The organism is Streptomyces sp. NPDC002076 (assembly GCF_053593835.1).
Map to the genome: position 1 here is coordinate 19561 of NZ_JBSFDI010000019.1, position 22006 is coordinate 41566.

General features: G+C 71.7%; 22 protein-coding genes. 7 read left to right on the forward strand and 15 right to left on the reverse strand.

Annotated elements, in window-relative coordinates; genetic code table 11:
• Positions 1 to 792: 792 nt before the first annotated feature.
• From ACWCQS_RS32765 to ACWCQS_RS32800, 8 genes are all read right to left on the reverse strand, one after another.
• A complete protein-coding gene (locus tag ACWCQS_RS32765) occupies positions 793 to 1569 on the reverse strand; it encodes a DUF3159 domain-containing protein (protein ID WP_451007818.1) in 777 nt (258 codons plus the stop codon).
• Positions 1570 to 1572: 3 nt separating this feature from the next.
• Positions 1573 to 1971 carry an OB-fold nucleic acid binding domain-containing protein gene (locus ACWCQS_RS32770; RefSeq protein WP_351806002.1) on the reverse strand — a complete coding sequence of 133 codons (399 nt, stop codon included), beginning with the start codon at positions 1969 to 1971 and terminating at the stop codon, positions 1573 to 1575.
• Between the two features lie 73 nt (positions 1972 to 2044).
• Positions 2045 to 2734 (reverse strand): response regulator, encoded by a 690-nt coding sequence (locus tag ACWCQS_RS32775; protein ID WP_451007819.1) that lies wholly within the window; start codon positions 2732 to 2734, stop codon positions 2045 to 2047.
• Positions 2731 to 5286 (reverse strand): ATP-binding protein, encoded by a 2556-nt coding sequence (locus ACWCQS_RS32780; RefSeq protein WP_451007820.1) that lies wholly within the window; start codon positions 5284 to 5286, stop codon positions 2731 to 2733. The genes ACWCQS_RS32775 and ACWCQS_RS32780 overlap by 4 nt, the downstream gene beginning before the upstream one ends.
• A gap of 136 nt (positions 5287 to 5422) precedes the next feature.
• Positions 5423 to 6145, reverse strand: a complete 723-nt coding sequence (locus tag ACWCQS_RS32785) for an ABC transporter ATP-binding protein (protein WP_451007821.1) — start codon at positions 6143 to 6145, stop codon at positions 5423 to 5425.
• A 166-nt stretch (positions 6146 to 6311) separates the two neighbouring features.
• Positions 6312 to 7079 (reverse strand): DUF3710 domain-containing protein, encoded by a 768-nt coding sequence (locus tag ACWCQS_RS32790; RefSeq protein ID WP_451007822.1) that lies wholly within the window; start codon positions 7077 to 7079, stop codon positions 6312 to 6314.
• Position 7080: 1 nt separating this feature from the next.
• Complete coding sequence (dut, locus tag ACWCQS_RS32795) at positions 7081 to 7632, reverse strand: dUTP diphosphatase (protein ID WP_388624823.1); 552 nt, start codon at positions 7630 to 7632, stop codon at positions 7081 to 7083.
• Positions 7629 to 8213, reverse strand: coding sequence for a PaaI family thioesterase (locus ACWCQS_RS32800; protein ID WP_450986353.1), 585 nt, complete (start codon positions 8211 to 8213; stop codon positions 7629 to 7631). The genes dut and ACWCQS_RS32800 overlap by 4 nt, the downstream gene beginning before the upstream one ends.
• Positions 8214 to 8271: 58 nt before the next feature.
• On the opposite strand from ACWCQS_RS32800, the gene ACWCQS_RS32805 reads away from it, so the two are divergent.
• Positions 8272 to 8736: a DUF3093 domain-containing protein gene (locus ACWCQS_RS32805; protein ID WP_451007823.1), complete on the forward strand. Its 465-nt coding sequence runs from the start codon at positions 8272 to 8274 to the stop codon at positions 8734 to 8736.
• 15 nt (positions 8737 to 8751) lie between these two features.
• Here ACWCQS_RS32805 and ACWCQS_RS32810 read toward each other — a convergent pair whose 3' ends face one another.
• The 4 genes from ACWCQS_RS32810 to ACWCQS_RS32825 all read right to left on the reverse strand — a co-directional run bounded on the left by ACWCQS_RS32810 (position 8752) and on the right by ACWCQS_RS32825 (position 12307).
• Positions 8752 to 9666, reverse strand: a complete 915-nt coding sequence (locus ACWCQS_RS32810; protein WP_451007824.1) for a hypothetical protein — start codon at positions 9664 to 9666, stop codon at positions 8752 to 8754.
• Positions 9667 to 9679: 13 nt separating this feature from the next.
• Complete coding sequence (locus ACWCQS_RS32815) at positions 9680 to 9976, reverse strand: DUF4193 domain-containing protein (RefSeq protein WP_003997302.1); 297 nt, start codon at positions 9974 to 9976, stop codon at positions 9680 to 9682.
• Between the two features lie 414 nt (positions 9977 to 10390).
• Positions 10391 to 11647, reverse strand: coding sequence for a sensor histidine kinase (locus ACWCQS_RS32820; protein WP_451007825.1), 1257 nt, complete (start codon positions 11645 to 11647; stop codon positions 10391 to 10393).
• Positions 11648 to 11653: 6 nt separating this feature from the next.
• Positions 11654 to 12307, reverse strand: coding sequence for a response regulator transcription factor (locus tag ACWCQS_RS32825; protein WP_023546086.1), 654 nt, complete (start codon positions 12305 to 12307; stop codon positions 11654 to 11656).
• A 417-nt stretch (positions 12308 to 12724) separates the two neighbouring features.
• On the opposite strand from ACWCQS_RS32825, the gene ACWCQS_RS32830 reads away from it, so the two are divergent.
• Positions 12725 to 12898, forward strand: a complete 174-nt coding sequence (locus ACWCQS_RS32830; protein ID WP_023546087.1) for a hypothetical protein — start codon at positions 12725 to 12727, stop codon at positions 12896 to 12898.
• 102 nt (positions 12899 to 13000) lie between these two features.
• Here the strand turns inward: ACWCQS_RS32830 and ACWCQS_RS32835 are convergent, their stop codons facing one another.
• Together ACWCQS_RS32835 and ACWCQS_RS32840 are read right to left on the reverse strand one after the other, a co-directional pair.
• Complete coding sequence (locus ACWCQS_RS32835) at positions 13001 to 13816, reverse strand: inositol monophosphatase family protein (RefSeq protein WP_451007826.1); 816 nt, start codon at positions 13814 to 13816, stop codon at positions 13001 to 13003.
• 8 nt (positions 13817 to 13824) lie between these two features.
• Positions 13825 to 14952 (reverse strand): ferrochelatase, encoded by a 1128-nt coding sequence (locus ACWCQS_RS32840; RefSeq protein ID WP_451007827.1) that lies wholly within the window; start codon positions 14950 to 14952, stop codon positions 13825 to 13827.
• A 173-nt stretch (positions 14953 to 15125) separates the two neighbouring features.
• Here ACWCQS_RS32840 and ACWCQS_RS32845 point away from each other — a divergent pair, with 173 nt between their 5' ends.
• From ACWCQS_RS32845 to sepH, 4 genes are all read left to right on the forward strand, one after another.
• Positions 15126 to 16364, forward strand: a complete 1239-nt coding sequence (locus ACWCQS_RS32845) for an MFS transporter (RefSeq protein ID WP_451007828.1) — start codon at positions 15126 to 15128, stop codon at positions 16362 to 16364.
• Entirely contained in the window at positions 16324 to 17643 is a 1320-nt protein-coding gene (locus ACWCQS_RS32850) for a D-arabinono-1,4-lactone oxidase (RefSeq protein ID WP_451007829.1), read from the forward strand. Before ACWCQS_RS32845 ends, ACWCQS_RS32850 begins: the two co-directional genes overlap by 41 nt.
• 23 nt (positions 17644 to 17666) lie before the next feature.
• Entirely contained in the window at positions 17667 to 18008 is a 342-nt protein-coding gene (locus ACWCQS_RS32855) for a hypothetical protein (protein ID WP_451007830.1), read from the forward strand.
• Between the two features lie 763 nt (positions 18009 to 18771).
• Positions 18772 to 19812 (forward strand): septation protein SepH, encoded by a 1041-nt coding sequence (sepH, locus tag ACWCQS_RS32860; protein WP_388624851.1) that lies wholly within the window; start codon positions 18772 to 18774, stop codon positions 19810 to 19812.
• Positions 19813 to 19975: 163 nt separating this feature from the next.
• On the opposite strand, the gene ACWCQS_RS32865 is transcribed toward sepH, so the two are convergent.
• Entirely contained in the window at positions 19976 to 20827 is an 852-nt protein-coding gene (locus ACWCQS_RS32865; RefSeq protein ID WP_451007831.1) for a sulfurtransferase, read from the reverse strand.
• A 320-nt stretch (positions 20828 to 21147) separates the two neighbouring features.
• On the opposite strand from ACWCQS_RS32865, the gene ACWCQS_RS32870 reads away from it, so the two are divergent.
• Positions 21148 to 21939 carry a VOC family protein gene (locus ACWCQS_RS32870; RefSeq protein ID WP_451007832.1) on the forward strand — a complete coding sequence of 264 codons (792 nt, stop codon included), beginning with the start codon at positions 21148 to 21150 and terminating at the stop codon, positions 21937 to 21939.
• The last annotated feature ends 67 nt before the right edge of the window (positions 21940 to 22006 follow it).

A 22006-nucleotide genomic window follows, 5' to 3' on the forward strand; every position in this document is an offset into this window, starting at 1 on the left:
CCTTCACCGCGAGAAGGCCATGCGAACGGCCCGGGACCCTCGGTGCGTCCCGGACCGGTACGAAGCCACGGCGCCACGGTCGGCCAGACGTCCCGGCAGTGCCGTCCCCCGGTCACCTCGCCGCCCACGCGCGAGGAACAGCTGTCTGCTGCCGGTGCGGCGCGAGGACACAACGAGCTAGCGGATGCGCCGCCGCGCCGAGGGCCCGGGATCGCCGGATCCGCCGGGCCCTTCGCGTGCGGACGCCCGAACGCTCCGCGGACCGTCGGCTGCCCCCCGCTCGCTCACGCCGGCGCCACGGCAGCACGCACCCCTTCACCGCGAGAAGGCCATGCGAACGGCCCGGGACCCTCGGTGCGTCCCGGACCGGTACGAAGCCACGGCGCCACGGTCGGCCAGACGTCCCGGCGGTGCCGTCCCCCGGTCACCTCGCCGCCCACGCGCGAGGAACAGCTGTCTGCTGCCGGTGCGGCGCGAGGACACAACGAGCCAGCGGATGCGCCGCCGCGCCGAGGGCCCGGGGATCACCGGATCCGCCGGGCCCTTCGCGTGCGGACGCTCAGGGACTCCGGCCCCGACCATCGGCCGCGCAGCTCACGCCGGTGCCGCAGCACGCCAGCAGGGCGCTGCCGGACGTCACCTCGAAGATGTCCCGGTGCCGCTGGAGGGATGCCCCGGGGGGTGTACGCGGGCGAGGTCCCGGTGCGCCCTGAAGAGCCCGAGGGCCGGCAGCGCGCGCAGCGACCTCTCACCGGTGGAGCTCGCCGCTGGGAAGTCGCGGTGCCGTGCCGGCTAGGCCTCCCGGCGGTGCCGTCCGCCGGTCGCCTCGCCGCCCTCGGTGGCCAGCGCCGCCTTGCGCTCCGCCTCGGCCTTCTCCTCGGCCTCCATCTCGGCGAAGACGTCGATGGGCGCGGGTGCCTTCGCGAGGAAGATCCAGGTGAGCCAGACCGCCAGCAGGAACGGCGGGATCTTCAGGGCGACCAGGACCCAGCCGAGCTTGGTGGTGTCGGACCACCAGTAGAGCGGGAAGAGGATCGCACACTTGGCGAGCAGGATCAGGCCCCAGGCCCAACTCGCCTTCGCATAGGCCTTCTTGCGGCCGGGGTTGCGGGTGCGCCAGGAGAGGTTCTCCTTGAAGACCGGGCCGAGGATGAGGCCGATCAGGGGCACACCGGCCAGGGTCGTGACGATGTACGCCACCGCCAGGCCCAGCGTGTAGAGCATGCCGGGGAGGTAGAAGTCCTTGGCGTTTCCGGTGAACATCGCGAAGACGACACCGAAGGCCACACCGAAGACACCGCTGAAGGCGTGCTTGACGGTGTCCTTCATGGCGAGCCGGACCACGACCAGGACCAGGGACACGATCAGCGCGGCGATCGCCGACACGTGCAGGTTCTTGTCGACCGTGAAGATCGCGACGAAGAGCAGGCCCGGCACGACCGTCTCGACCATGCCGCGGACACCGCCGAACGCGTCGAACAGCGCGGCCTCGGTCACCGCACGGGCATCGCCGGTTCCGTCGGGCGGACTCTGGTCGGTGCCTTCGGTCGGCTTGTCGAGGGACGTCACCGGCTACTCCCGTCCGAGGGGTCGCAGTTCGTATTTCGGGTTGAACAGCACCCGGCGGCCCCGGCTCATCGAGATCCGGCCCGATGCGATCAGCTTGCGCCCCGGTTCTATGCCCACGATGGAACGCCTGCCGAGCCACACCACGTCCAGCGCGGCGGAGCCGTCGAACAGCTCGGCCTCCAGGGCGGGGACCCCGGCGCGCGGACGCAAGGTGACCGTGCGCAAGGTACCAGTTACCGTGACGATCTGCCGGTCGTGGCAGTCGCCGATCTTCGTACAGCCCGCGGCGTCGGCGTCCTCGCGCAGTTCCTCGGACTCCAGGTCCTCCTGCGACGAGGAGAGCCGGTCGAGCATGCGCCGGAACCGGCCGGCCGGCTTTTCGGAACGAGGAACAGCACTCATACCTGAAGCGTACCGGGGCACACCGACAGCACCGTAGCCAAGCTCACTTCGCAGCCCGCTCACTTGGCAGCGCTCACTTCTCGAACCGGTACCCCATACCCGGCTCGGTGATGAAGTGCTTCGGGTGCGAGGGGTCCGTCTCCAGTTTCCGCCGCAGCTGGGCCATGTACACGCGCAGGTAGTTGGTCTCGGTGCCGTACGACGGCCCCCACACCTCCTGCAGCAGCTGCTTCTGGCTGACCAGCCGGCCGGTGTTGCGGACCAGCACCTCCAGCAGGTGCCACTCGGTCGGGGTGAGGCGGACGTCCTTGCCCGCGCGGTTGACCTTCTTGGCGGCCAGGTCGACGGTGAAGCCCTCGGTCTCGACGGTCGTCAGGTCGTCCTCGCCGGGCCCGACCGGCTCGGCCCGGCGCACCGCGGCCCGCAGCCGGGCCAGCAGCTCGTCCATGCCGAAGGGCTTGGTGACATAGTCGTCGGCGCCCGCGTCCAGCGCCTCGACCTTCTCGTCCGAGGAGTGCCGGGCGGACAGGACCAGGATGGGCACGCGGGTCCAGCCGCGCAGGCCCCTGATCACCTCGACGCCGTCCATGTCGGGCAGGCCCAGGTCGAGCACGACCACGTCGGGGTGCCGGGAGGCGGCGAGGTCCAGGGCGGTACGGCCGTCGGGCGCCGCGTCGACCTCGTACTTGCGCGCCTTGAGGTTGATCACGAGGGCGCGCACGATCTGCGGCTCGTCCTCGACCACGAGCACCCGGGTCGTCATAGGGTCTGCCTTTCTGGTTCTGCGATGTCCGGGCCCAGGTCCAGGGGCTCGGGACCGGATCCCGCCGCCCGCAGGCTCAGGACCATGGTGAGTCCGCCGCCCGGCGTGTCCTCGGCGGTGAGGGTGCCGCCCATGGCCTCCGCGAAGCCCCGGGCGACCGCGAGGCCGAGCCCGACCCCGGCGCCGCGCGGGGCGTCGCCGTACCGCTGGAACGGCTCGAAGATCCGGTCCTTGGCCTCGTCCGGCACGCCCGGCCCCTGGTCCACCACGCGCACCTCGACCCGGTCGGCGATGGCGCTGGCGGAGACCAGCACGGGCCTGCGCTTCGGGCTGTACTTGACGGCGTTCTCCACCAGGTTGGCCACGGACCGCTCCAGCAGCCCGGGATCGACCTCGACCATCGGCAGGCTCTCGGGCACGTCCAGCTCGACGCTGTCCTCCGGGACGCCGCCGAGTGCCATCGGCACGACCTCGTCCACGTCGATCTCACGGATCAGCGGCGTGACCGTACCGGTCTGCAGGCGGGACATGTCGAGGAGGTTGCCGACGAGGTGGTCCAGCCGGTCGGCGCCCTCCTCGATGGCGGCCAGCAGCTCGGCCCGGTCCTCGTCGGACCACTCGACGTCGTCGGAGCGCAGCGAGGAGACCGACGCCTTGATGCCGGCCAGCGGGGTGCGCAGGTCGTGGCTGACGGCCGCGAGCAGGGCCGTGCGGATGCGGTTGCCCTCGGCGAGCGCGCGGGCCTGGTCGGCCTCCTCCTGCAGGCGCCGGCGGTCCAGGGCGACGGCGGCCTGCGCGGCGAAGGCGGCGAGCACCCGGCGGTCCTCGGCGGGCAGCACCCGGCCGGTGAGCGCGAGCGCCATGTGGTCGCCGACCGGCATGTCGACGTCGGCGTCCTCGGGCCGCTCCAGCGGCCTGCCGAATCCGGCCCGCCCGGCGCAGGTCCACGGCTCGGTGTCGCCCGCCCGCTCCAGCAGCGCGGCCGACTCCATCGCGAAGGTCTCCCGGACCCGCTCCAGCAGCTCCTCCAGACTGGTCTCGCCGCGCAGCACGTTCCCGGCGAGGAAGGAGAGTATCTCCGACTCGGCGCGCAGCCGGGCGGCCTGGTGGGTGCGCCGGGCGGCCAGGTCCACCACCGAGGCGACCGACATGCCGACGCCGAAGAAGATCGCGATGGCCACGATGTTCTTGGGATCCGCGATGGTCAGCCGGTGCAGGGGCGGTGTGTAGAAGTAGTTCAGCAGGAGCGAGCCGAAGGCCGCCGAGGCCAGCGCGGGCAGCAGGCCGCCGAGCAGCGCCGCCGCGACGGTGACGGTCAGGAACAGCAGCATGTCGTTGGCGAGGCCGAGGGCCACGCTGTTCAGCAGCACCGCGAGGACCGCGGGGCCCAGCAGGCCCACCGCCCAGCCCCAGATGATCCGGGCCCGCCCGAGCCGGGCGCCCCGGGCCACGGGCAGCCCGCGGCCCCTGGCGACCTCCTCGTGGGTGACGATGTGGACGTCGAGGTCGGGCCCCGACTCCCGGGCGACCGTGGCGCCGACGCCGGGCCCGAAGACGTACTGCCAGGCCTTGCGGCGCGAGGAGCCCAGCACGATCTGGGTGGCGTTCACGCCCCGCGCGAAGTCCAGCAGCGCGGCCGGTATGTCGTCGCCGACGACGTGGTGGAAGGTGCCGCCCAGGTCCTCGACGAGGGTGCGCTGGACGGCCAGCTCCTTCGGGGAGGCCGAGGTCAGCCCGTCGCTGCGGGCTATGTACACGGCGAGCACCTCGCCGCCGGCGCCCTTCTCCGCGAGCCGCGCGGCACGCCGGATCAGGGTGCGCCCCTCGGGGCCGCCGGTCAGCCCGACCACGATCCGCTCGCGGGAGCCCCAGATCTTGGAGACCCGGTGTTCGCTGCGGTAGGCGTTCAGGTACTCGTCCACCCGGTCCGCCACCCACAGCAGCGCCAGCTCGCGCAGCGCGGTGAGGTTGCCGGGCCGGAAGTAGTTGGACAGGGCCGCGTCGACCTTGTCCGGCTGGTAGATGTTGCCGTGCGCCATCCGCCGGCGCAGCGCCTCCGGGGACATGTCGACCAGCTCGATCTGGTCGGCCCGCCGTACCACCTCGTCCGGGACGGTCTCGCGCTGCCGCACGCCGGTGATCGATTCCACGACGTCGCCGAGTGACTCCAGGTGCTGGATGTTGACGGTGGAGATCACGTCCACACCCGCGGCGAGCAGTTCCTCCACGTCCTGCCAGCGCTTGGCGTTACGGGAGCCGGGGATGTTCGTGTGGGCGAGTTCGTCCACCAGGGCGACGGCCGGCGCCCGGCGCAGCACGGCGTCGACGTCCATCTCGCCGAAGGTGCTGCCCCGGTACTCCAGCCGCCGGCGCGGCACCTGCTCCAGGCCGTGCAGCATCACCTCGGTGCGCGGCCGGTCGTAGTGCTCGACGAAGGCCACGACACAGTCGGTGCCCCGCTCCACGCGGCGGTGCGCCTCGGAAAGCATGGCGTAGGTCTTGCCCACGCCCGGTGCCGCACCGAGGTAGATCCGAAGTTTGCCGCGTGCCATGGCTCCATTGTCTTCCGGTGACTGCTGCCTACGCAGCGTCGACCTTACGGCCAACAATCACGGCCAAACGTGACAGAGGGGCGGGCGACGGGCAACTTTGACGCAACCCTGATGACACCGCGGACGGTCGGCCGGCTCAGTGCTCGACGATCTCGCCGTCGCGCAGTTCCAGCACCCGGTCGGCCAGGTCGAGGAGGGTCGCGTCGTGCGTGGCGACCAGCGCGGACGGGGGCCCGTCCGGGTCGGCGGAGGCCGGCCCCTCGCTGCGTACGACGGCCCGGAGCAGCTCCATGACCGCGTGCCCGGTCTCGGCGTCGAGCTGGCCGGTCGGTTCGTCGGCGAGGAGCAGGGCCGGCCTGTTGGCGAGGGCGCGGGCGATGGCGACCCGCTGCTGCTGCCCGCCGGACAGCTCACCGGGCCGCTGGGCGGCATGGCCCGCCAGCCCGACGAGGGAGAGCAGCAGCTCGACCCGCTCCTCGCGCTCGCGCGGGTCCGCCCGGCGCAGCCTGAGCGGTACACCGACGTTCTCGGCGGCGGTGAGGATCGGGATGAGCCCGAAGGACTGGAAGACGAACCCGATCCGGTCCCGGCGCAGCCGCAGCAGCTCGCTCTCGCCCAGCTCCCCCAGCTGCCGCCCGTCCACTTCGACCCGCCCCCGGTCGGGCGTGTCGAGCCCGCCGACGATGTTCAGGAGAGTGGTCTTCCCGGACCCGGAACGCCCCTTGAGAGCGACGAGTTCACCCCGCCGCACCTCCAGCGAGACCCCGCGCAGAGCATGCACGACCGCGGCACCGCGCCCGTACGACTTGTGCACGTCCTCGACCCGCACCATGGTCCCGGTGACCACCCGTCCGCCCATACGGCCTCCCCCATCGATGGGGCGCCAGTATCGCGCCCCAAAGGGGCGCGGGGAACTGCGCGAGCAACCACAACGAACCCGCGCGCGGCGACGGCTCGACCCCGCAAAACGGGCCGCACCCCGCAAAGGCACGGCCCGTACATCCCTGCTGAACCCGGCGGAGCGCCTAGCGGACCTCCGTGATCTCCGGTCCGCGCTGCAGCTGACCCATCCCACCGGAGAAGCGGGAGCCCTCATCCTGCTGCACCCCCTCGGGGACCATCTGGGCGTCGTTCGGCAGCTTGAGGACGATCGGGTCGCGAGGCGCCATCGGCCCCTCACCGCGGACCACGACCGTGTCGCGGAAGATCTGCTCCAGCAGCCCGGCGGCCTGCGGCTGCACCGCGCCCTGCCCGGAGATCACACCGCGCAGGAACCACCGCGGACCGTCCACGCCCACGAACCGCACGACCTGGAAACCACCCGTGCCGTCCGGCAGCTGCACCGGTACCTGGGCGCGCAGCTCCCAGCCGAGCGGGCCCTCGGCCTCGTCGACGATGCCACCCTGCTGGGTGATGCCGGACGCGATCTCCTCGCGGACCTCGCCCCAGATGCCCTCGCGCTTGGGCGCGGCGAAGGCCTGGAGCTGGATGGCGCTGTCGCGCAGCACGACGGTCGCGGCGACGATCGCGTCACCGGCGACCTCGACCCTGAGCTCCATGCCGTCGACGCCCGGTACGAACAGTCCGCCGAGGTCCACACGGCCCTCGGCCGGGTCGCGTACCTCGCTGCTGTCCCACGGCCCGTCGGGCCGCGGCCCGGGCTCCAGCCGGACGCGCTCGCGCTCGGCCTCGGCTTCTCCCTCGTCCGCCTCGGTGTCGACGCTGTCGACGACCTGCTCGGCCTCGCCGGCCGCGTCCTCGGCGGCACCCTTCTTCTTGCGACGTCCGAACACGTCACTGTCCTTCCCGGTCGGATACGACCGAAGCGTATCGATTCCCACCCGTCGGACCGCCATCGGCGGCCTGACCGCTTGTGCCGCTTTCGCCGCCCACCGCGGCATGACCGCCGGTGGACCCGAAGCCCCCTTCGGCCCGCGTGGAGTCGGGAAGCTCCGCGACCTCCTGGAAGCGGACCCTCTCGACCTGCTGGACGACCAGTTGGGCAATCCGGTCGAAGCGCTCGAACCGCACGCTCTCACGCGGGTCGAGATTCACCACGATCACCTTGATCTCCCCACGGTACCCGGCATCAACCGTCCCCGGGGCATTGACGAGGGCGACACCGCAGCGAGCGGCGAGACCGGAGCGTGGGTGCACGAAGGCCGCGTACCCCTCGGGCAGGGCGATCGACACACCCGTGGGGAGCACGGCTCGCTCCCCGGGACCCAGTTCGCACGGCTCGGTGGTGCGCAGATCGGCTCCGGCGTCCCCCGGATGCTCGTACGCCGGAAGCGGTACGTCGGGGTCGACGCGCCGGAGCAGCACGTTCAGGGGGCCACGGCTCACGGGTTCACCTCGAAGGCGCGGGCACGCCGGATCTGGTCCGGGTCGCTCATGGCGGCCTGGATCTCCTCCTCGCGGCCGTGGTCGATGAAGTGGTCGACCTTGACCTCGATGAAGAGGGCGTCGGCGCGGACCGCGACGGGCCCGTCGGGGCCGCCGATGCGGCCGGTGGCGGTGGAGTAGATCTTCCGCCCGGCGACGGCGGTGACCTCGGCCTCCAGGTGCAGCGTGGTGCCGACGGGCACGGGCCGCACGAAGTCGGTCTCCAGCCGACCTGTGACGGCGATGGTCCGCAGCAGCCAGTTCAGCGAGCCGAGGGTCTCGTCGAGGGCCGTGGCCAGCACTCCGCCGTGCGCGAGGCCCGGGGCGCCCTGGTGGGCGGGCTGGACGGTGAACTCGGCGGTCAGCGAGACACCCTCGCCGGCCCGGGCCTCCAGGTGCAGTCCGTGCGACTGCCCGGGGCCGCAGCCGAAACAGTGTGCGTAGTGGGCGCCGAGGAGTTCTCCGGGCGCGGGCGCGTCGGGGTGCCGTACCGGTTTCACCGCGTCGGCGGGGGGCTGAAGGCTTGCGGAACTACCACTCACAGGCGCAGACCTTACCCGCGCGTCGGGCCGATACGGATCCCGTGCCAAGCTTGGCTCCATGCAGCCCTCCGCCACCCCCTACGAAGAACGCCTCACCACCCCCCGCTCGTGGTGGCTGATCAGCTTCCTGGTGGGCGTCTCCTTCGCCCTGATCCTGCTTCCCTTCGGCACTCTGCCGCTGCTCGGCGGCCTGGTCGGCGGTACGGCCGCGGCGGCGGTGGTCGCCAGTGCGTACGGCTCCCTGCGCATCCGGGTCGTGGGCGACTCGCTGATCGCGGGCGAGGCGAAGATCCCGGTGTCGGCGCTGGGCGACTCGGAGGTGCTGGACGCGGAGGAGGCCCGCGCCTGGCGGACGTACAAGGCCGACACGCGCGCCTTCCTGCTGCTGCGCGCCTACATCCCCACGGCGCTGCGGGTGGAGGTCACGGACCCGGAGGACCCGACGCCGTACCTGTATCTGTCGACGCGGGAGCCGGAGAAGCTGGCGGCGGCGATCGAGGCCGCGCGCAAGGCGGACGCGTAGCCTCCGGCGGGCCGGCTAGAGCTCTTCGGGAAGGTCGCGCAGCTTCAGCGGTTCCGCCGGCTCCTCCAGCGGCGGCAGCTCGGCCAGCTCCTCCCAGGGCACCTGGATCTTGCGCAGGTCGGCCCGGACGTGCGCGGCGAGCTTCTTGGTGTCCCGGCGGTTCATGACCGCCCCGACCGCGGCGCCCACCATGAAGGGCATGAGGTTGGGCAGGTCGCGGACCATCCGCTTCATGATCTGCTGGCGCAGTTCGCGCTTCATGCGGACGCTGAGGGCCGCGTCGTACGTCGACGGCTTCATCACGTCGATGCCGCGCTCCCCCGACCAGGAGGACAGATACGCGGTACTGCGGGTCTTGAGGTTCCCCGGCGGTCGTACGCCGTAGACCTCGTGCAGTTCGGCGACGAGCTTCAGCTCGATCGCGGCGACCCCGGTGATCTCCGCGGCCAGTTCGGTCGGCATCGCGGGCGGCACCGGCAGCATCGCCGCCGCTCCGATCCCGGCTCCCACCGTCGAGGTGCCGGCCGCCGCGCCCGCCACCAGTTTGTCGGCGAGTTCTTCGGGTCCGAGGCCCGGGAACTGCCGGCGCAGGGTCGCGAGGTCGCGTACGGGGATGCGCGGGGCGATCTCGATGATGCGGTCCGCGAGGTAGCCCAGGCCCGCGCGGGCGCCGCTGCCGCCCCTGCGGACCCCTTCCCGGGCCAAGTCCCAGGCCCTGTCGCGCATCACCGCGGCCCGTCGCCGGGCGACGGGCGCGGGCTGCTGCACCGGCGCCGGGTGGTCCGCCCGGTCGGTCACCGGTTCGAGCGGGGCCACCACTCCGGGTGCCCCCCGCTCGTCGTCACGCGCGCCGTACGAGCCGTCGGACGGCCCTTCGTCCGCTTTCCCCAGGGAGAAGCGGCGCTTCCGTGGAGGGGTCGAGCCAGACACGGCCGACCCCTTCTCAGTCGCAGTCGCGGCAGATCGGCTGACCGTTCTTCTCCCGGGCCAGCTGGCTGCGGTGGTGCACCAGGAAGCAGCTCATGCAGGTGAACTCGTCCTGCTGCTTCGGCAGCACCCGGACGGCCAGCTCCTCGTTCGAGAGGTCGGCGCCGGGCAGTTCGAGGCCCTCGGCGGCCTCGAACTCGTCGACGTCCACCGACGAGGTGGACTTGTCGTTCCGCCGGGCCTTCAGCTCTTCAAGGCTGTCCGAGTCGACGTCGTCGTCGGTCTTGCGTGGAGTGTCGTAATCCGTTGCCATATCGCTCTCCCCCTCTGGGTGTCTGCGGTGTCTCCAGCGCACGTAACGCGTGAGAGGCCGGACTTGTGCCCGACCTGAGGCGGAGATTTTGCCTCACATCAAGGTCTGTTACTCAATCGACACCCAACCCGACCCCTCAAGAGTGATCGGCTTGGATGGCGGTGAGGACCGTACACGGTTCGAATGCCGCACCTCAAAGGCGCCTCACCGTGTACTTCCCGTGATCATGAGCCCTGAAAACTGGGACTTTCCCGGCTTTCTGCCATGTTTCATGATCACAGAGAGTACATGGCTGAAAATCCGTCCATGTGATCGATCACACAACGGGAAGCCCATTCGGAGGCTGAAAAATTCCGCGTAAAGCGAACATCTCTCGCGTGTGTCGGTTCCGGGCCCAGGTTGCCCGGTCCCGGATCACAGCGGCAGGGTGACCCGCATCACCAGCCCGCCGCCCTCGCGGGGCTGCGCCACGATGTGGCCGCCGTGCGCGCGGGCCACGGACCTGGCGATGGACAGGCCGAGTCCCACACCCTTGTCGCTCCCTGTGCGCTCCGTACGGAGCCGTCTGAAGGGCTCGAAGAGGTTGTCGATCTCGTACGCCGGCACCACCGGCCCGGTGTTCGTGACGGTCAGCACCGCCTGCCCGTGCTGGACCTCGGTGGTCACCTCGACCCAACCCTCATCGGGCACGTTGTACCGCACCGCGTTCTGCACCAGGTTCAGCGCGATCCGCTCCAGCAGCACGCCGTTGCCCTGCACCACCGCCGGCTTGCGCTCGCCGCGGATCTTCACGCCCTTGGCCTCGGCCTCGGCGTGCACCTGGTCGACGGCCTGGGTGGCGACCTCGGCCAGGTCGACGGGCCCCCGCTCGACGATCTGGTTGTCGCTGCGGGCGAGCAGCAGCAGGCCCTCGACGAGTTGCTCGCTGCGCTCGTTGGTGGCCAGCAGCGTCTTGCCCAGCTGCTGCAGCTCCACCGGCGCGTTCGGGTCCGACAGATGGACCTCCAGAAGTGTTCTGTTGATCGCGAGCGGGGTGCGCAGCTCATGGGAGGCGTTGCCGACGAAGCGCTGCTGGGCGGTGAAGGCCCGTTGCAGCCGCTCCAGCATGTCGTCGAAGGTGTCCGCCAGCTCCTTCAGCTCGTCGTCCGGGCCGTCCAGCTCGATCCGGCGGGACAGGTCGGACCCGGCCACCTGACGGGCGGTGCGGGTGATCCGGCCGAGCGGGGACAGCACGCGGCCGGCCATCGCGTAACCGAACGCGAAGGCGATCACGGCCAGGCCCAGCAGGGCGAGCAGGGAGCGGCTGAGCAGGTCGTCCAGGGCCGCCTGGCGCTGCTGGTCCACGCAGTGGGCGATCACTTCGTTGAAGTCCGACAGCGGCACCGGGTTGGAGTTGATCGCGGTGATCGCGGGGCAGTTGTCGCTGGTGACCCGGATGTTCGTGCCGCTGACGATCTTGAACAGCGGCTGGTTGCCGGTACTGATCGCCTGCGCGGCCAGCAGGTAGATGATCGACAGCAGCAGGATGCCGGCGATCAGGAACATGCCGCCGTAGAGCAGCGTGAGCCGTATGCGGATGGTCGGGCGCAGCCACGGGAACGGGGGCTGCGGCCTTCTGGGGTCCCAGGTGGGTTTCGGTGGCGCCTGGGGCGGCGCGGGTGTGGCGGCCATGGCGGATCAGATCCGGTAGCCGGAGCCGGGGACGGTGACGATCACCGGCGGCTCGCCCAGCTTGCGCCGCAGGGTCATCACGGTCACCCGCACGACGTTGGTGAACGGGTCGGTGTTCTCGTCCCAGGCCTTCTCCAGCAGCTGCTCGGCCGAGACCACCGCGCCCTCGCTGCGCATGAGCACCTCCAGCACCGCGAACTCCTTGGGCGCGAGCTGGATCTCCTTGCCCTCGCGGAAGACCTCGCGGCGGTTGGGGTCCAGCTTGATTCCGGCGCGCTCCAGGACCGGCGGCAGGGGAACGCTCGTACGACGGCCGAGGGCGCGCACGCGCGCGATCAGTTCGCTGAACGCGAAGGGCTTGGGCAGATAGTCGTCGGCGCCGATCTCCAGGCCCTCGACCCGGTCGCTGACATCGCCGGACGCCGTGAGCATGAGCACGCGCGTGGGCATGCCCAGCTCGACGATCTTGCGGCAGACGTCGTCGCCGTGCACCAGCGGGAGGTCGCGGTCGAGGACGACCACGTCGTAGTCGTTGACGCCGATGCGCTCCAGGGCGGCCGCACCGTCGTACACGACGTCGACGGCCATGGCCTCCCGGCGCAGTCCGGTGGCCACCGCATCGGCGAGCAGCTGCTCGTCCTCGACGACGAGTACGCGCACGTCGCTTGTCCTTCCTCATGTCCACCCGCGTAGCGCGCCGTGGGCGCGTGCGGGCAGGGGTGTTCGTGGGGTGTGACCTCCATCCTGCCCTTTTCGGCCGTAAGTCGGCTGTAAGGCGGGTTGTGGACCGCACGGATCCGCGCTCCGGGGCGGGAATACGAGATTTTCTCCTCCGGTTGAGGTTTCCGGGTGAGGGAGCGGGGGGAGGACGGCTTTACACCCCGCGATCACGCTCTGCATGTGCCGCAGCACCATGCGGTACTCCGCGATCCGCTTCCGCAGAGTGGGCGCGGGTGTCCGGCACCGTCGCCGCCCAGCAGGGCAGCGCTGGGCACCCGTGAGAGACGTGATCGCCCCTTTCCCAAACAGGCACACCCCCGTGCCACCGACCCACGACCCAGGACGAGGGGGCGCAGCATGGACGCTTTCACCGCAGGACTTCTGCAGCGCATAAGGGCGACCGAGTCCGACCTGTCGCGGGCTCGTGACGAGGGTGACGACTTCCTCGTCGAAGTGGAGCAGGCAGAGCTCGACGACCTGCGACGCCTCGCCGCCGAACACGGTGTGGAGGTCGGCGCGTCACGCGTCTGATCGGCCCGAAAGCGCAACAGCGGGACCCCCGGCGAATCCAGCGCCGGGGGTCCCGTCTGTTTCTCACCTGCGGGCTCGGTTGCTTCTCACCTGCGGGCTCGGTCAGTCATGCCACGCCCCGAACTCCTCCAGCAGCCCCTGCAGCGGCTGGAACACCCCCGGTGACCCGGCGACGGTCAGATCCCGCGACGGCCGCTCTCCGGGCCGCCCACCGACCAGCGCGCCCGCCTCCCGGGCGATCAGGTCACCCGCCGCGAAGTCCCACGCGTTCAGCCCCCGCTCGTAGTACCCGTCGAGCCGGCCGCAGGCCACATCGCACAGGTCGACCGCCGCAGAACCGCTGCGCCGGATGTCCCGCAGCAGCGGGATCAGCCGGCCGGCCACCTCGGCCTGGTGGGCGCGGACCTCGGCGACGTAGTTGAAGCCGGTGGAGACCAGCGCCTGGTCCAGCGGGGGCGCGGGACGGCAGGCGAGCGCCCGCTCGCCCTCCCATGCGCCGGTGGCCCACGCGCCGCCGCCCCGTACCGCGTGGTACGTCTCGCCGCGCATCGGAGCGGCGACGACCCCGGCGACGGTCTCGCCGTCCTGCTCGGCCGCTATGGACACCGCCCAGGTCGGCAGCCCGTACAGGTAGTTCACCGTGCCGTCGAGCGGATCGATCACCCAGCGGACGCCGCTGGTGCCCGCCACGGAGGCGCCCTCCTCGCCGAGGAAGCCGTCGTCGGGCCGTCGGCCGGAGATCAGATCGGTGATCAGCTTCTCCGCAGCGATGTCCATCTCGGTGACGACGTCGATCGGGCTGGACTTGGTCCTCGCCACGGCCAGGTCGGCCGGTCGGCCGTCCCGCAGCAGCTCACCGGCGCGGCGGGCGGCCTCCTGGGCCAGCTCCAGCAGTTCCCGGTGCAGGGGGTCGGTCACGGGTCTCCTCACGCGTAGGGGCTGTCGGCGCCGGCGGCGGCCGGGTGGGGCGCACGGGCGGGGCAGCAGCCGACCGGGCAGAGGTTGTGGCTCGCGCCCAGCGCACCCAGGGCGCACGGGGCGACCTCCTGGCCGCGCTCCACGGCGGCGCGCTCCGTGATCAGGTCGCGGACGGCGGCGGCGAACCGGGGGTCGGCGCCGACGGTGGCCGAGCGGCGCACCGGCAGGCCCAGTTCCTCGGCCTTGGCCCTGGCCTCGGTGTCGAGGTCGTAGAGGACCTCCATGTGGTCGGAGACAAAGCCGATGGGCGCCATGACGACAGCCGGGACGCCCGCCGCGTGCTGCTCCTGAAGGTGGTCGCAGATGTCCGGTTCCAGCCACGGGATGTGCGGGGCGCCGGAGCGCGACTGGTAGACCAGCCGCCAGGGGTGGTCGACGCCGGTGCGCTCGCGGACGGCGTCGGCGATCAGCTGGGCCACGTCCAGGTGCTGCTCGACGTAGGCGCCGCCCTCGCCGTGAGTCTCGACCGGGCCGGAGGTGTCGGCGGCGGAGGTCGGGATGGAGTGGGTGGTGAAGGCGATGTGGGCGCCCGCGCGGACGTCCTCGGGAAGGTCTTCGAGGGCGCGCAGCACGCCGTCGATCATGGGCTCGACGAAGCCCGGGTGGTTGAAGTAGTGCCGCAGCTTGTCGATCTTCGGCAGCGGCAGGCCCTCGGCCTCCAGGGTGGCCAGCGCGTCGGCCAGGTTCTCGCGGTACTGGCGGCAGCCCGAGTAGGAGGCGTAGGCGCTGGTGGCGAGCACGAGGATGCGGCGGCGTCCGTCGGCGACCATCTCGCGCAGGGTGTCCGTCAGGTACGGCGCCCAGTTGCGGTTGCCCCAGTAGACCGGCAGGTCCAGGCCGTGCTCGGCGAAGTCCTTGCGCAGGGCGTCCAGCAGGGCGCGGTTCTGGTCGTTGATGGGGCTGACCCCGCCGAACAGGAAGTAGTGCTGCCCGACTTCCTTCAGGCGTTCCTTCGGGATGCCGCGCCCGCGCGTGACGTTCTCCAGGAACGGGACCACGTCGTCCGGGCCTTCGGGGCCGCCGAAGGAGAGCAGGAGCAGGGCGTCGTACGGGGTGGCATCGAGCGCGTCTGGCATGTCTCGATCCTGCCACTCGGTACTGACAGCCAGGAAACAGCGGGGTGACGAGTCGGGTTCCAGCCGGTTTATGCCTGTTTTTCCCGCAGGCAAAATCAGGTGCCGTTAGGGTCCCCTAACTCGTAAGCTGTATCAGCCGTATTCGCGCCTTACCGAGCCGCTTCGGAGACCCCGTGCCCAGCCCCTACAGAGCCCTGTTCGCCGAACCCGGCACCAAGGCGTTCTCCGCCGCGGGATTCCTCGGCCGGATGCCGCTGTCGATGATGGGCATCGGCGTGGTCACGATGGTCTCCCAGCTGACCGGTCGGTACGGGCTCGCGGGGGCGCTGTCGGCCACCATCGCGCTGTCCGCCGCGGCGATCGGGCCGCAGATCTCCCGGCTGGTCGACCGGCACGGGCAGCGCCGGGTGCTGCGTCCCGCGACCCTGGTGGCCCTCACGGCGGCGGCCGGGCTGCTGCTCACCGCGCACCTGAAGTGGCCGGACTGGGTGCTGTTCGTGTGCGCGGCCGGGATCGGTTCGGTGCCGAGTCTGGGGGCGATGATCCGGGCCCGCTGGGCGGCGCTGTACCGGGGCACCGACAAGCTGCACACCGCGTACTCGTTCGAGTCGGTCGTCGACGAGGTCTGCTTCATCTTCGGCCCGATCATCTCCATCGGACTGTCCACAACCTGGTTCCCGGAGGCCGGGCCGCTGCTCGCCGCCTGCTTCCTGGCCGCCGGCGTCTTCTGGCTCACCGCCCAGCGCGCCACCGAACCGGAGCCGCACCCGCGCGAACACCACGGCGGCGGTACGGCCCTGCGCTCGGCCGGGCTGCAGGTGCTGGTGGCCACCTTCGCGGCGACCGGCGCGATCTTCGGGTCGGTGGACGTGGTCACCGTCGCCTTCGCCGACGAGCGCGGCCACAAGGGCGCCGCGAGCGTGGTCCTGGCGCTGTACGCGGCCGGATCCTGCGTGGCCGGGGTGGTCTTCGGGCTGCTGCGGTTCGCCGGGGCGCCGGAACGCCGCTGGCTGCTGGGCGTGGCGGCGATGGCCGTGAGTATGATCCCCCTCCTACTGGTCGGAAACCTGCCGCTTCTGGCCGTGGCGCTGTTCGTTTCGGGGCTGTCCATCGCACCGACGATGATCACGACGATGTCCCTCATCGAAGAGCACGTACCTCGCGCGCAGCTCACCGAAGGCATGACCTGGGTGAGCACCGGCCTCGCGGTCGGGGTCGCGCTCGGCTCGTCCGTGGCCGGCTCGGTGATCGACGCAGCCGGGGCGCGGGCCGGGTACGGGGTTCCGGCCGTGTCCGGGGCCGTCGCGGTCGCGGTCGGTTTCCTCGGGTACCGCCGGCTGCGCAGGCCGGCCGCGGGTCGGGGAGGCACCGTTGAGCAGCACAGCGAGCGGGAAGAACGGCACGTGGCGTAACTGGGGCGGGAACGTCTCCGCCCGGCCCGCCCGGCAGGTCACACCGGCGTCGGTGGAGGAGCTGGCGGCGGCGGTGCGCCGGGCCGCCGAGGACGGCCTGAAGGTGAAGGCGGTCGGGACCGGCCACTCCTTCACGTCCATAGCCGCCACCGACGGTGTGTTGATCCGCCCTCAACTGTTGACCGGCATCCGCAAGATTGATCGTGAAGCCATGACGGTCACGGTCGAGGCCGGCACTCCGCTCAAGAGACTCAATGCGGCTCTGGCGCGCGAGGGTCTGTCGCTCACCAACATGGGCGACATCATGGAGCAGACCGTCTCCGGGGCCACCAGCACCGGCACGCACGGCACGGGCCGCGAGTCGGCCTCGATCGCCGCCCAGATCACAGGGCTCGAACTCGTCACGGCGGACGGCTCGGTGCTCACCTGCTCCGAGAAGGAGAACCCCGAGGTGTTCGCGGCCGCCCGAATAGGCCTCGGCGCCCTCGGCATCGTCACCGCGATCACCTTCGCCGTGGAGCCGATCTTCCTGCTCACCGCACGCGAGGAGCCGATGCCCCTCGACCGGGTCCTCGCAGAGTTCGATCAACTCTGGGCGGAGAACGAGCACTTCGAGTTCTACTGGTTCCCGCACACCGGCAACACCAACACCAAGCGGAACAACCGCAGCGCCGGTCCCGAGCAGCCCGTGGGGCAGCTGGCCGGCTGGTTCGAGGACGAGTTCCTCTCCAACGGCGTCTTCCAGGTGGCCCAGTGGGTCGGCCGCGCCGCCCCCGCCACCGTTCCCGCCATCGCCCGGATCTCCAGCAAGGCCCTGTCCGCGCGGACCTACACGGACATCCCGTACAAGGTCTTCACCTCGCCGCGCCGGGTGCGCTTCGTGGAGATGGAGTACGCCGTCCCCCGTGCGGCCCTGGCGGAGACGCTGGGCGAGCTGAAGAGCATGGTCGAACGCTCGGGGCTGCGGGTCAGCTTCCCCGTCGAGGTGCGCACCGCCCCGGCCGACGACATCACCCTGTCCACCGCCTCCGGCCGGGACAGCGCCTATGTCGCCGTCCACATGTTCCGGGGCACGCCCTATCAGGCGTACTTCACCGCCGCCGAGCGCATCTTCACCGCCCACGAGGGCCGGCCGCACTGGGGCAAGGTGCACACCCGGGACGCCGAGTACTTCACGCGCGTGTACCCGCGTTTCGGCGAGTTCACTGGGCTGAGGGACCGTCTTGACCCGGAACGGCTGTTCCAGAACGACTACTTGCGGAGGGTTCTGGGGTCGTAGGCGTCTGGGCGGACCCGCTGGGCGTGGGGGTCGGCGACGGGTTCGGGCCGCCGCTCGCCCCTCCGCCCGGGGAGTCGCCGGGCGTCGGCATCGCGCTGCGGGCCGTACCGTGGCCGGGACCGGGCGCGTGCTCGCGGGACGGAGTGTCCGAAGGAGCCGGTGTCTCCTCGGACTTGGCCGGCGCGTCGGGCGTCACGGAGGACGGGCCCCGGCCGGTGACGGCAGCGCTGACCGTCGTACCCGTGCTGCCGCTGAAGCTGTTGCCGGACACCAGTTCATACGTCGTGATGCCGCCCATGGTCACCCCGAACACGAGGGCGGCCGCGAGCACCGGCCGCCGCCAGCTCTTCACCCGCGCGCGGTAGACGGTGCCCTCGGTGAACTCACCCGGAGCCCGTGGCACTTGCTCCCTGGGACGGGTCGCGACCGTCGCCTCCCGCAACTGCTCCCCCGTCCGCTTGAAGAAGTGCTGGAACACCGTGCCCCCACAGGTGGCGACGATGCTGACGACTCCCGCGCCGAGAATCGTGCCGTACACCCGAAGTACGACGCCAGTTTGGCCGCCACGACGGCCGCGAGGGCGCTGCCCGCGACCTGGGGGACGCTCAGGTCGATCCGTTTGCGACCCACATCGGGCGTCTCACGCATACCCGGAACTTGCCTGCCTTTCCCGTACTTGATCGACATTGATCCACCGACTGCACGAGATAGGGACGTACAGCGGAAACCATTAGTTCCGTTTCTGGGGATTGCGTGAAGTTCGCCACGTTCATGATCCGCAAAACCGGTTGCCGACGGCCAAGTCGCAAGCGTTGCCAGAAGTTGGGCGGCGTGCCCATCCACGCACATGGTCCAAATGGAGTACTGTTGCGAACCCTGGGCCTGGTCTCCCACCAGGGTGTCCGCGGCCCTGAAGGACCGCCGGGAGGGGGCTAGTTGCACAGGGTGACGAATTTCGTCACTTAGCGTTGCGAATAGGTAACCGTGCCATAACGGCGGCCCAGGGCCCGTGCCCGACACGCCGGGCAACTCGGCAAGGTTGTGGCAGGCTGCACCCGGGCAGGCCACACTCGACTAGCGGAAGCAGCGACGCACGTGACGTCGGCAGGCACCACCCGGGAGGTCCCCATGCCCGAACTGCGTGTCGTGGCCGTCTCGAATGACGGCACACGGCTGGTGCTCAAGGCTGCCGACGCAACGGAGTACACCCTTCCGATCGACGAACGGCTGCGCGCCGCCGTGCGCGGCGACCGGCCGCGCCTCGGCCAGATCGAGATCGAGGTCGAGAGCCATCTCCGCCCCCGTGACATCCAGGCGCGTATACGCGCCGGTGCCACCGCGGAAGAGGTCGCCCAGCTCGCCGGCATCCCCGTCGACCGGGTCCGGCGCTTCGAGGGGCCCGTGCTGGCCGAGCGCGCCTTCATGGCCGAGCGCGCCCGCAAGACCCCGGTCCGCCGCCCCGGCGAGAACTCGGGTCCGCTGCTCGGCGAGGCCGTGCAGGAGCGGCTGCTGCTGCGCGGCGCCGAGAAGGACACCGTGCAGTGGGACTCCTGGCGCCGCGACGACGGCACCTGGGAGGTGCTCCTCGTCTACCGGGTCGCGGGCGAACCGCACTCGGCGAGCTGGACGTACGACCCGCCCCGGCGGCTCGTCCAGGCCGTGGACGACGAGGCGCGCTCGCTGATCGGCGAGTCCGACGACCTCGCCGTGCCCGAGCCGAGCTTCCCGTTCGTGCCGCGCATCGCCCGCCTGCCACGCGAGCGTTCGATGGACCGCGCGCTGGACCGGGGCGAGCGGGAGCGGCCGAGTCTGCCCGCGCAGGCGTCCGAGCCTCCCGAGGAGAGCACGGGCGAACGCGACTCGCTGACCAGCCTGCTGGAGGCGGTGCCGAGCTTCCGGGGCGACCTGGTGGTCCCAGAGCGCCCGGCGGAGACGCCGGAGGAACCCGACGGCGAGACGGCCGCCGAGGAGCCGCCGGCCCCCGCCGCCTCGGCCGGTTCGGCGTACGCGGACGTCCTCATGCCCCGCTCCGTCGGCAGCCACCGCGACCGGCTGATCGGCGCCACCGACCGCCAGGCCGAGGCCGACGGCGTCCGCCCCGGCCGCCGCGCCGCCGTGCCGAGCTGGGACGAGATCGTGTTCGGCACGCGCCGCAAGAAGCAGGAGTAACCGGCCGTTCGGAAACGGAAAGTGGGGGCACGCGCGCGTGCCCCCACTTCCCGTTGCGCGCGCCCGACTTTCGGGTGCACGCGTGCGTGCCCGGTTTACAGGCTGCACGCGTGCGTGCCCGCCTTCCGGCCGCACGCGTGCGTGCCCCGCCTCTCGACTGCCGCTACTGCGGATCCGCGCCCACCGCCACCGGCCGGGACGGGTCCGAGGACCACTCGGACCAGGAACCGACGTACAGGGCCGCCGGGATGCCCGCCACGGCCAGCGCGAGCACTTCATGGGCGCCGGAGACGCCCGAGCCGCAGTACACACCCACCTCGGTGTCCGTGGAGACGCCCAGGGCCTTGAAGCGGTCCCGCAGCTCCGCCGCGGGCAGGAAGCGGCCGTCGGGGCCCACGTTCTCCGTCGTCGGCGCCGACACCGCGCCGGGGATGTGCCCGCCGACCCGGTCGATCGGCTCCACCTCACCCCGGTACCGCTCCCCCGCCCGCGCGTCCAGCAGCACACCCGCGCGAGCCAGGGCCGCCGCCCCGTCCGCGTCCAGCAGGCCCGACGCGTCCGGCGCCGGCCGGAAGTCGCCCTCGGTCACAGCGGGCACCTCCGTGGACAGCTCGGCCTGCCAGGACGGCAATCCGCCGTCGAGGACCCGCACGTCCGGGTGACCCGTCCAGCACAGCAGCCACCAGGCGCGCGCGGCCGCCCAGCCCTGGCCGCCGTCGTACACGACGACCGGCCGGTCGGACGACACGCCCGCGCGGCGCATCGCGGCGCCGAACTCCGCGAGGTCCGGAAGCGGATGCCGGCCCCGTTCCCCGGGCACACCGGCCAGCTCCCGGTCCAGGTCGACGAAGGCCGCGCCGGGGATGTGCCCGGCCGCGTACTCGGCCCGCCCGTCGAAGGCCGGCGCGCCCGCCGCCTTCGCCAGGCTCAGCTGCCAGCGCACGTCCAGCACTACCGGAGGGCGGTCGCCGGTCAGCTCGTGCGCGAGATCGGATGCGGTGATGATGGCTCTCATGGCGCCATGCATACGCCAGGGGTGGCCGCGGCGTCCAGGTCCGGCTACTCTGCTCGGCCGGACAGGCTCGATCACGCGGCGTACGGGATCGAGCACGTGCTGTACAGCCGGCGGACACCCGCCGGCCCTCGTCAGGAAGCGGCGAAAGACGACGGACCGGGCATCCTCCCGGAGGTGTCGCCGAGCGTCGGCGCGGTAAGTCCCGGCGCGGCGTGGAGGATGCGGGCACCGGCGCGGGCGGACCCGCCGTCGGCGTGGACACCCCTTCCGGGGAGCGGAAGCGACACGGCCACCGCGAGGGGCCGGGGAGAGAGTGATCGATGACCGAGGCACGGGAGCCGGCCGGCCCGCACGCGCGGCATGCGCCCGGCACGCCCTGCTGGGTGAGCCTGATGGCGCACGGGCTGGCCGCCACCGAGGAGTTCTACGGTGAGCTGTTCGGCTGGGAGTTCCGGCCGGGCCCGCAGCAGCTCGGCCCGTATGTGCGGGCGCTGCTCGACGGGCGCGAGGTGGCGGGCATGGGCCAGCTGCCGCCGGACCACCGGCTGCCGATCGCCTGGACGCCGTACCTCGCCTCGCAGGACGTGGACCAGACGGCCGACACGGTGCGGGAGTGCGGCGGCACCGTGGCGGTCGGGCCGCTGGACGCCGCCGAGGCCGGGCGACTGGCCATCGCCGCGGACCCCTCCGGGGCGGTGTTCGGCATCTGGCAGGGCTCCGCGCACCTCGGCACCGCGATCAGCGGAGTGCCCGGCACGCCCGCGTGGAACGAGCTGGTGACCTTCGAGACCGAGAGCGTGTCCAAGTTCTACGCGACCGTGTTCGGTTACGAGCGGGAGCCGGTGGTCTCCGCCGACTTCGACTACGTGACCCTCCACCTCGCCGGCCGCCCGGTGGCCGGTCTGCACGGCGTCGGCCATGCGCTGCCCCGCGACCGCGGACCGCACTGGCAGACGTACTTCGAGGTCGCCGACGCCGACGCGACGGTGCGGCAGGTGGCGGACCTCGGCGGCCGCGTCATCAGACAGCCGCACAACAGCCCACACGGCCGGGTGGCGACGGTGGCGGACCCGGAGGGCGCGGAGTTCTCGGTGATCCAGAACCCGCACTGAGCATCCGGGGGCGGATTTCGACCGGCCACCGGGGGCGAGTCCGGGCGGTTGTCGGGGCGAGCCGGCC

What these genes read in the sequence shown, in the direction of transcription:
- ACWCQS_RS32840 (WP_451007827.1), bottom strand. Translation starts at nt 14,952, where the DNA reads ATGCCAGACGCGCTCGATGCCACCCCGTACGACGCCCTGCTCCTGCTC.
- ACWCQS_RS32785 (WP_451007821.1), bottom strand. Translation starts at nt 6,145, where the DNA reads ATGGGCGGACGGGTGGTCACCGGGACCATGGTGCGGGTCGAGGACGTG.
- sepH (WP_388624851.1), top strand. Translation starts at nt 18,772, where the DNA reads ATGCCCGAACTGCGTGTCGTGGCCGTCTCGAATGACGGCACACGGCTG.
- ACWCQS_RS32830 (WP_023546087.1), top strand. Translation starts at nt 12,725, where the DNA reads ATGGACGCTTTCACCGCAGGACTTCTGCAGCGCATAAGGGCGACCGAG.
- ACWCQS_RS32820 (WP_451007825.1), bottom strand. Translation starts at nt 11,647, where the DNA reads ATGGCCGCCACACCCGCGCCGCCCCAGGCGCCACCGAAACCCACCTGG.
- ACWCQS_RS32770 (WP_351806002.1), bottom strand. Translation starts at nt 1,971, where the DNA reads ATGAGTGCTGTTCCTCGTTCCGAAAAGCCGGCCGGCCGGTTCCGGCGC.
- ACWCQS_RS32815 (WP_003997302.1), bottom strand. Translation starts at nt 9,976, where the DNA reads ATGGCAACGGATTACGACACTCCACGCAAGACCGACGACGACGTCGAC.
- ACWCQS_RS32805 (WP_451007823.1), top strand. Translation starts at nt 8,272, where the DNA reads ATGCAGCCCTCCGCCACCCCCTACGAAGAACGCCTCACCACCCCCCGC.
- ACWCQS_RS32865 (WP_451007831.1), bottom strand. Translation starts at nt 20,827, where the DNA reads ATGAGAGCCATCATCACCGCATCCGATCTCGCGCACGAGCTGACCGGC.
- ACWCQS_RS32775 (WP_451007819.1), bottom strand. Translation starts at nt 2,734, where the DNA reads ATGACGACCCGGGTGCTCGTGGTCGAGGACGAGCCGCAGATCGTGCGC.
- ACWCQS_RS32870 (WP_451007832.1), top strand. Translation starts at nt 21,148, where the DNA reads ATGACCGAGGCACGGGAGCCGGCCGGCCCGCACGCGCGGCATGCGCCC.
- ACWCQS_RS32780 (WP_451007820.1), bottom strand. Translation starts at nt 5,286, where the DNA reads ATGGCACGCGGCAAACTTCGGATCTACCTCGGTGCGGCACCGGGCGTG.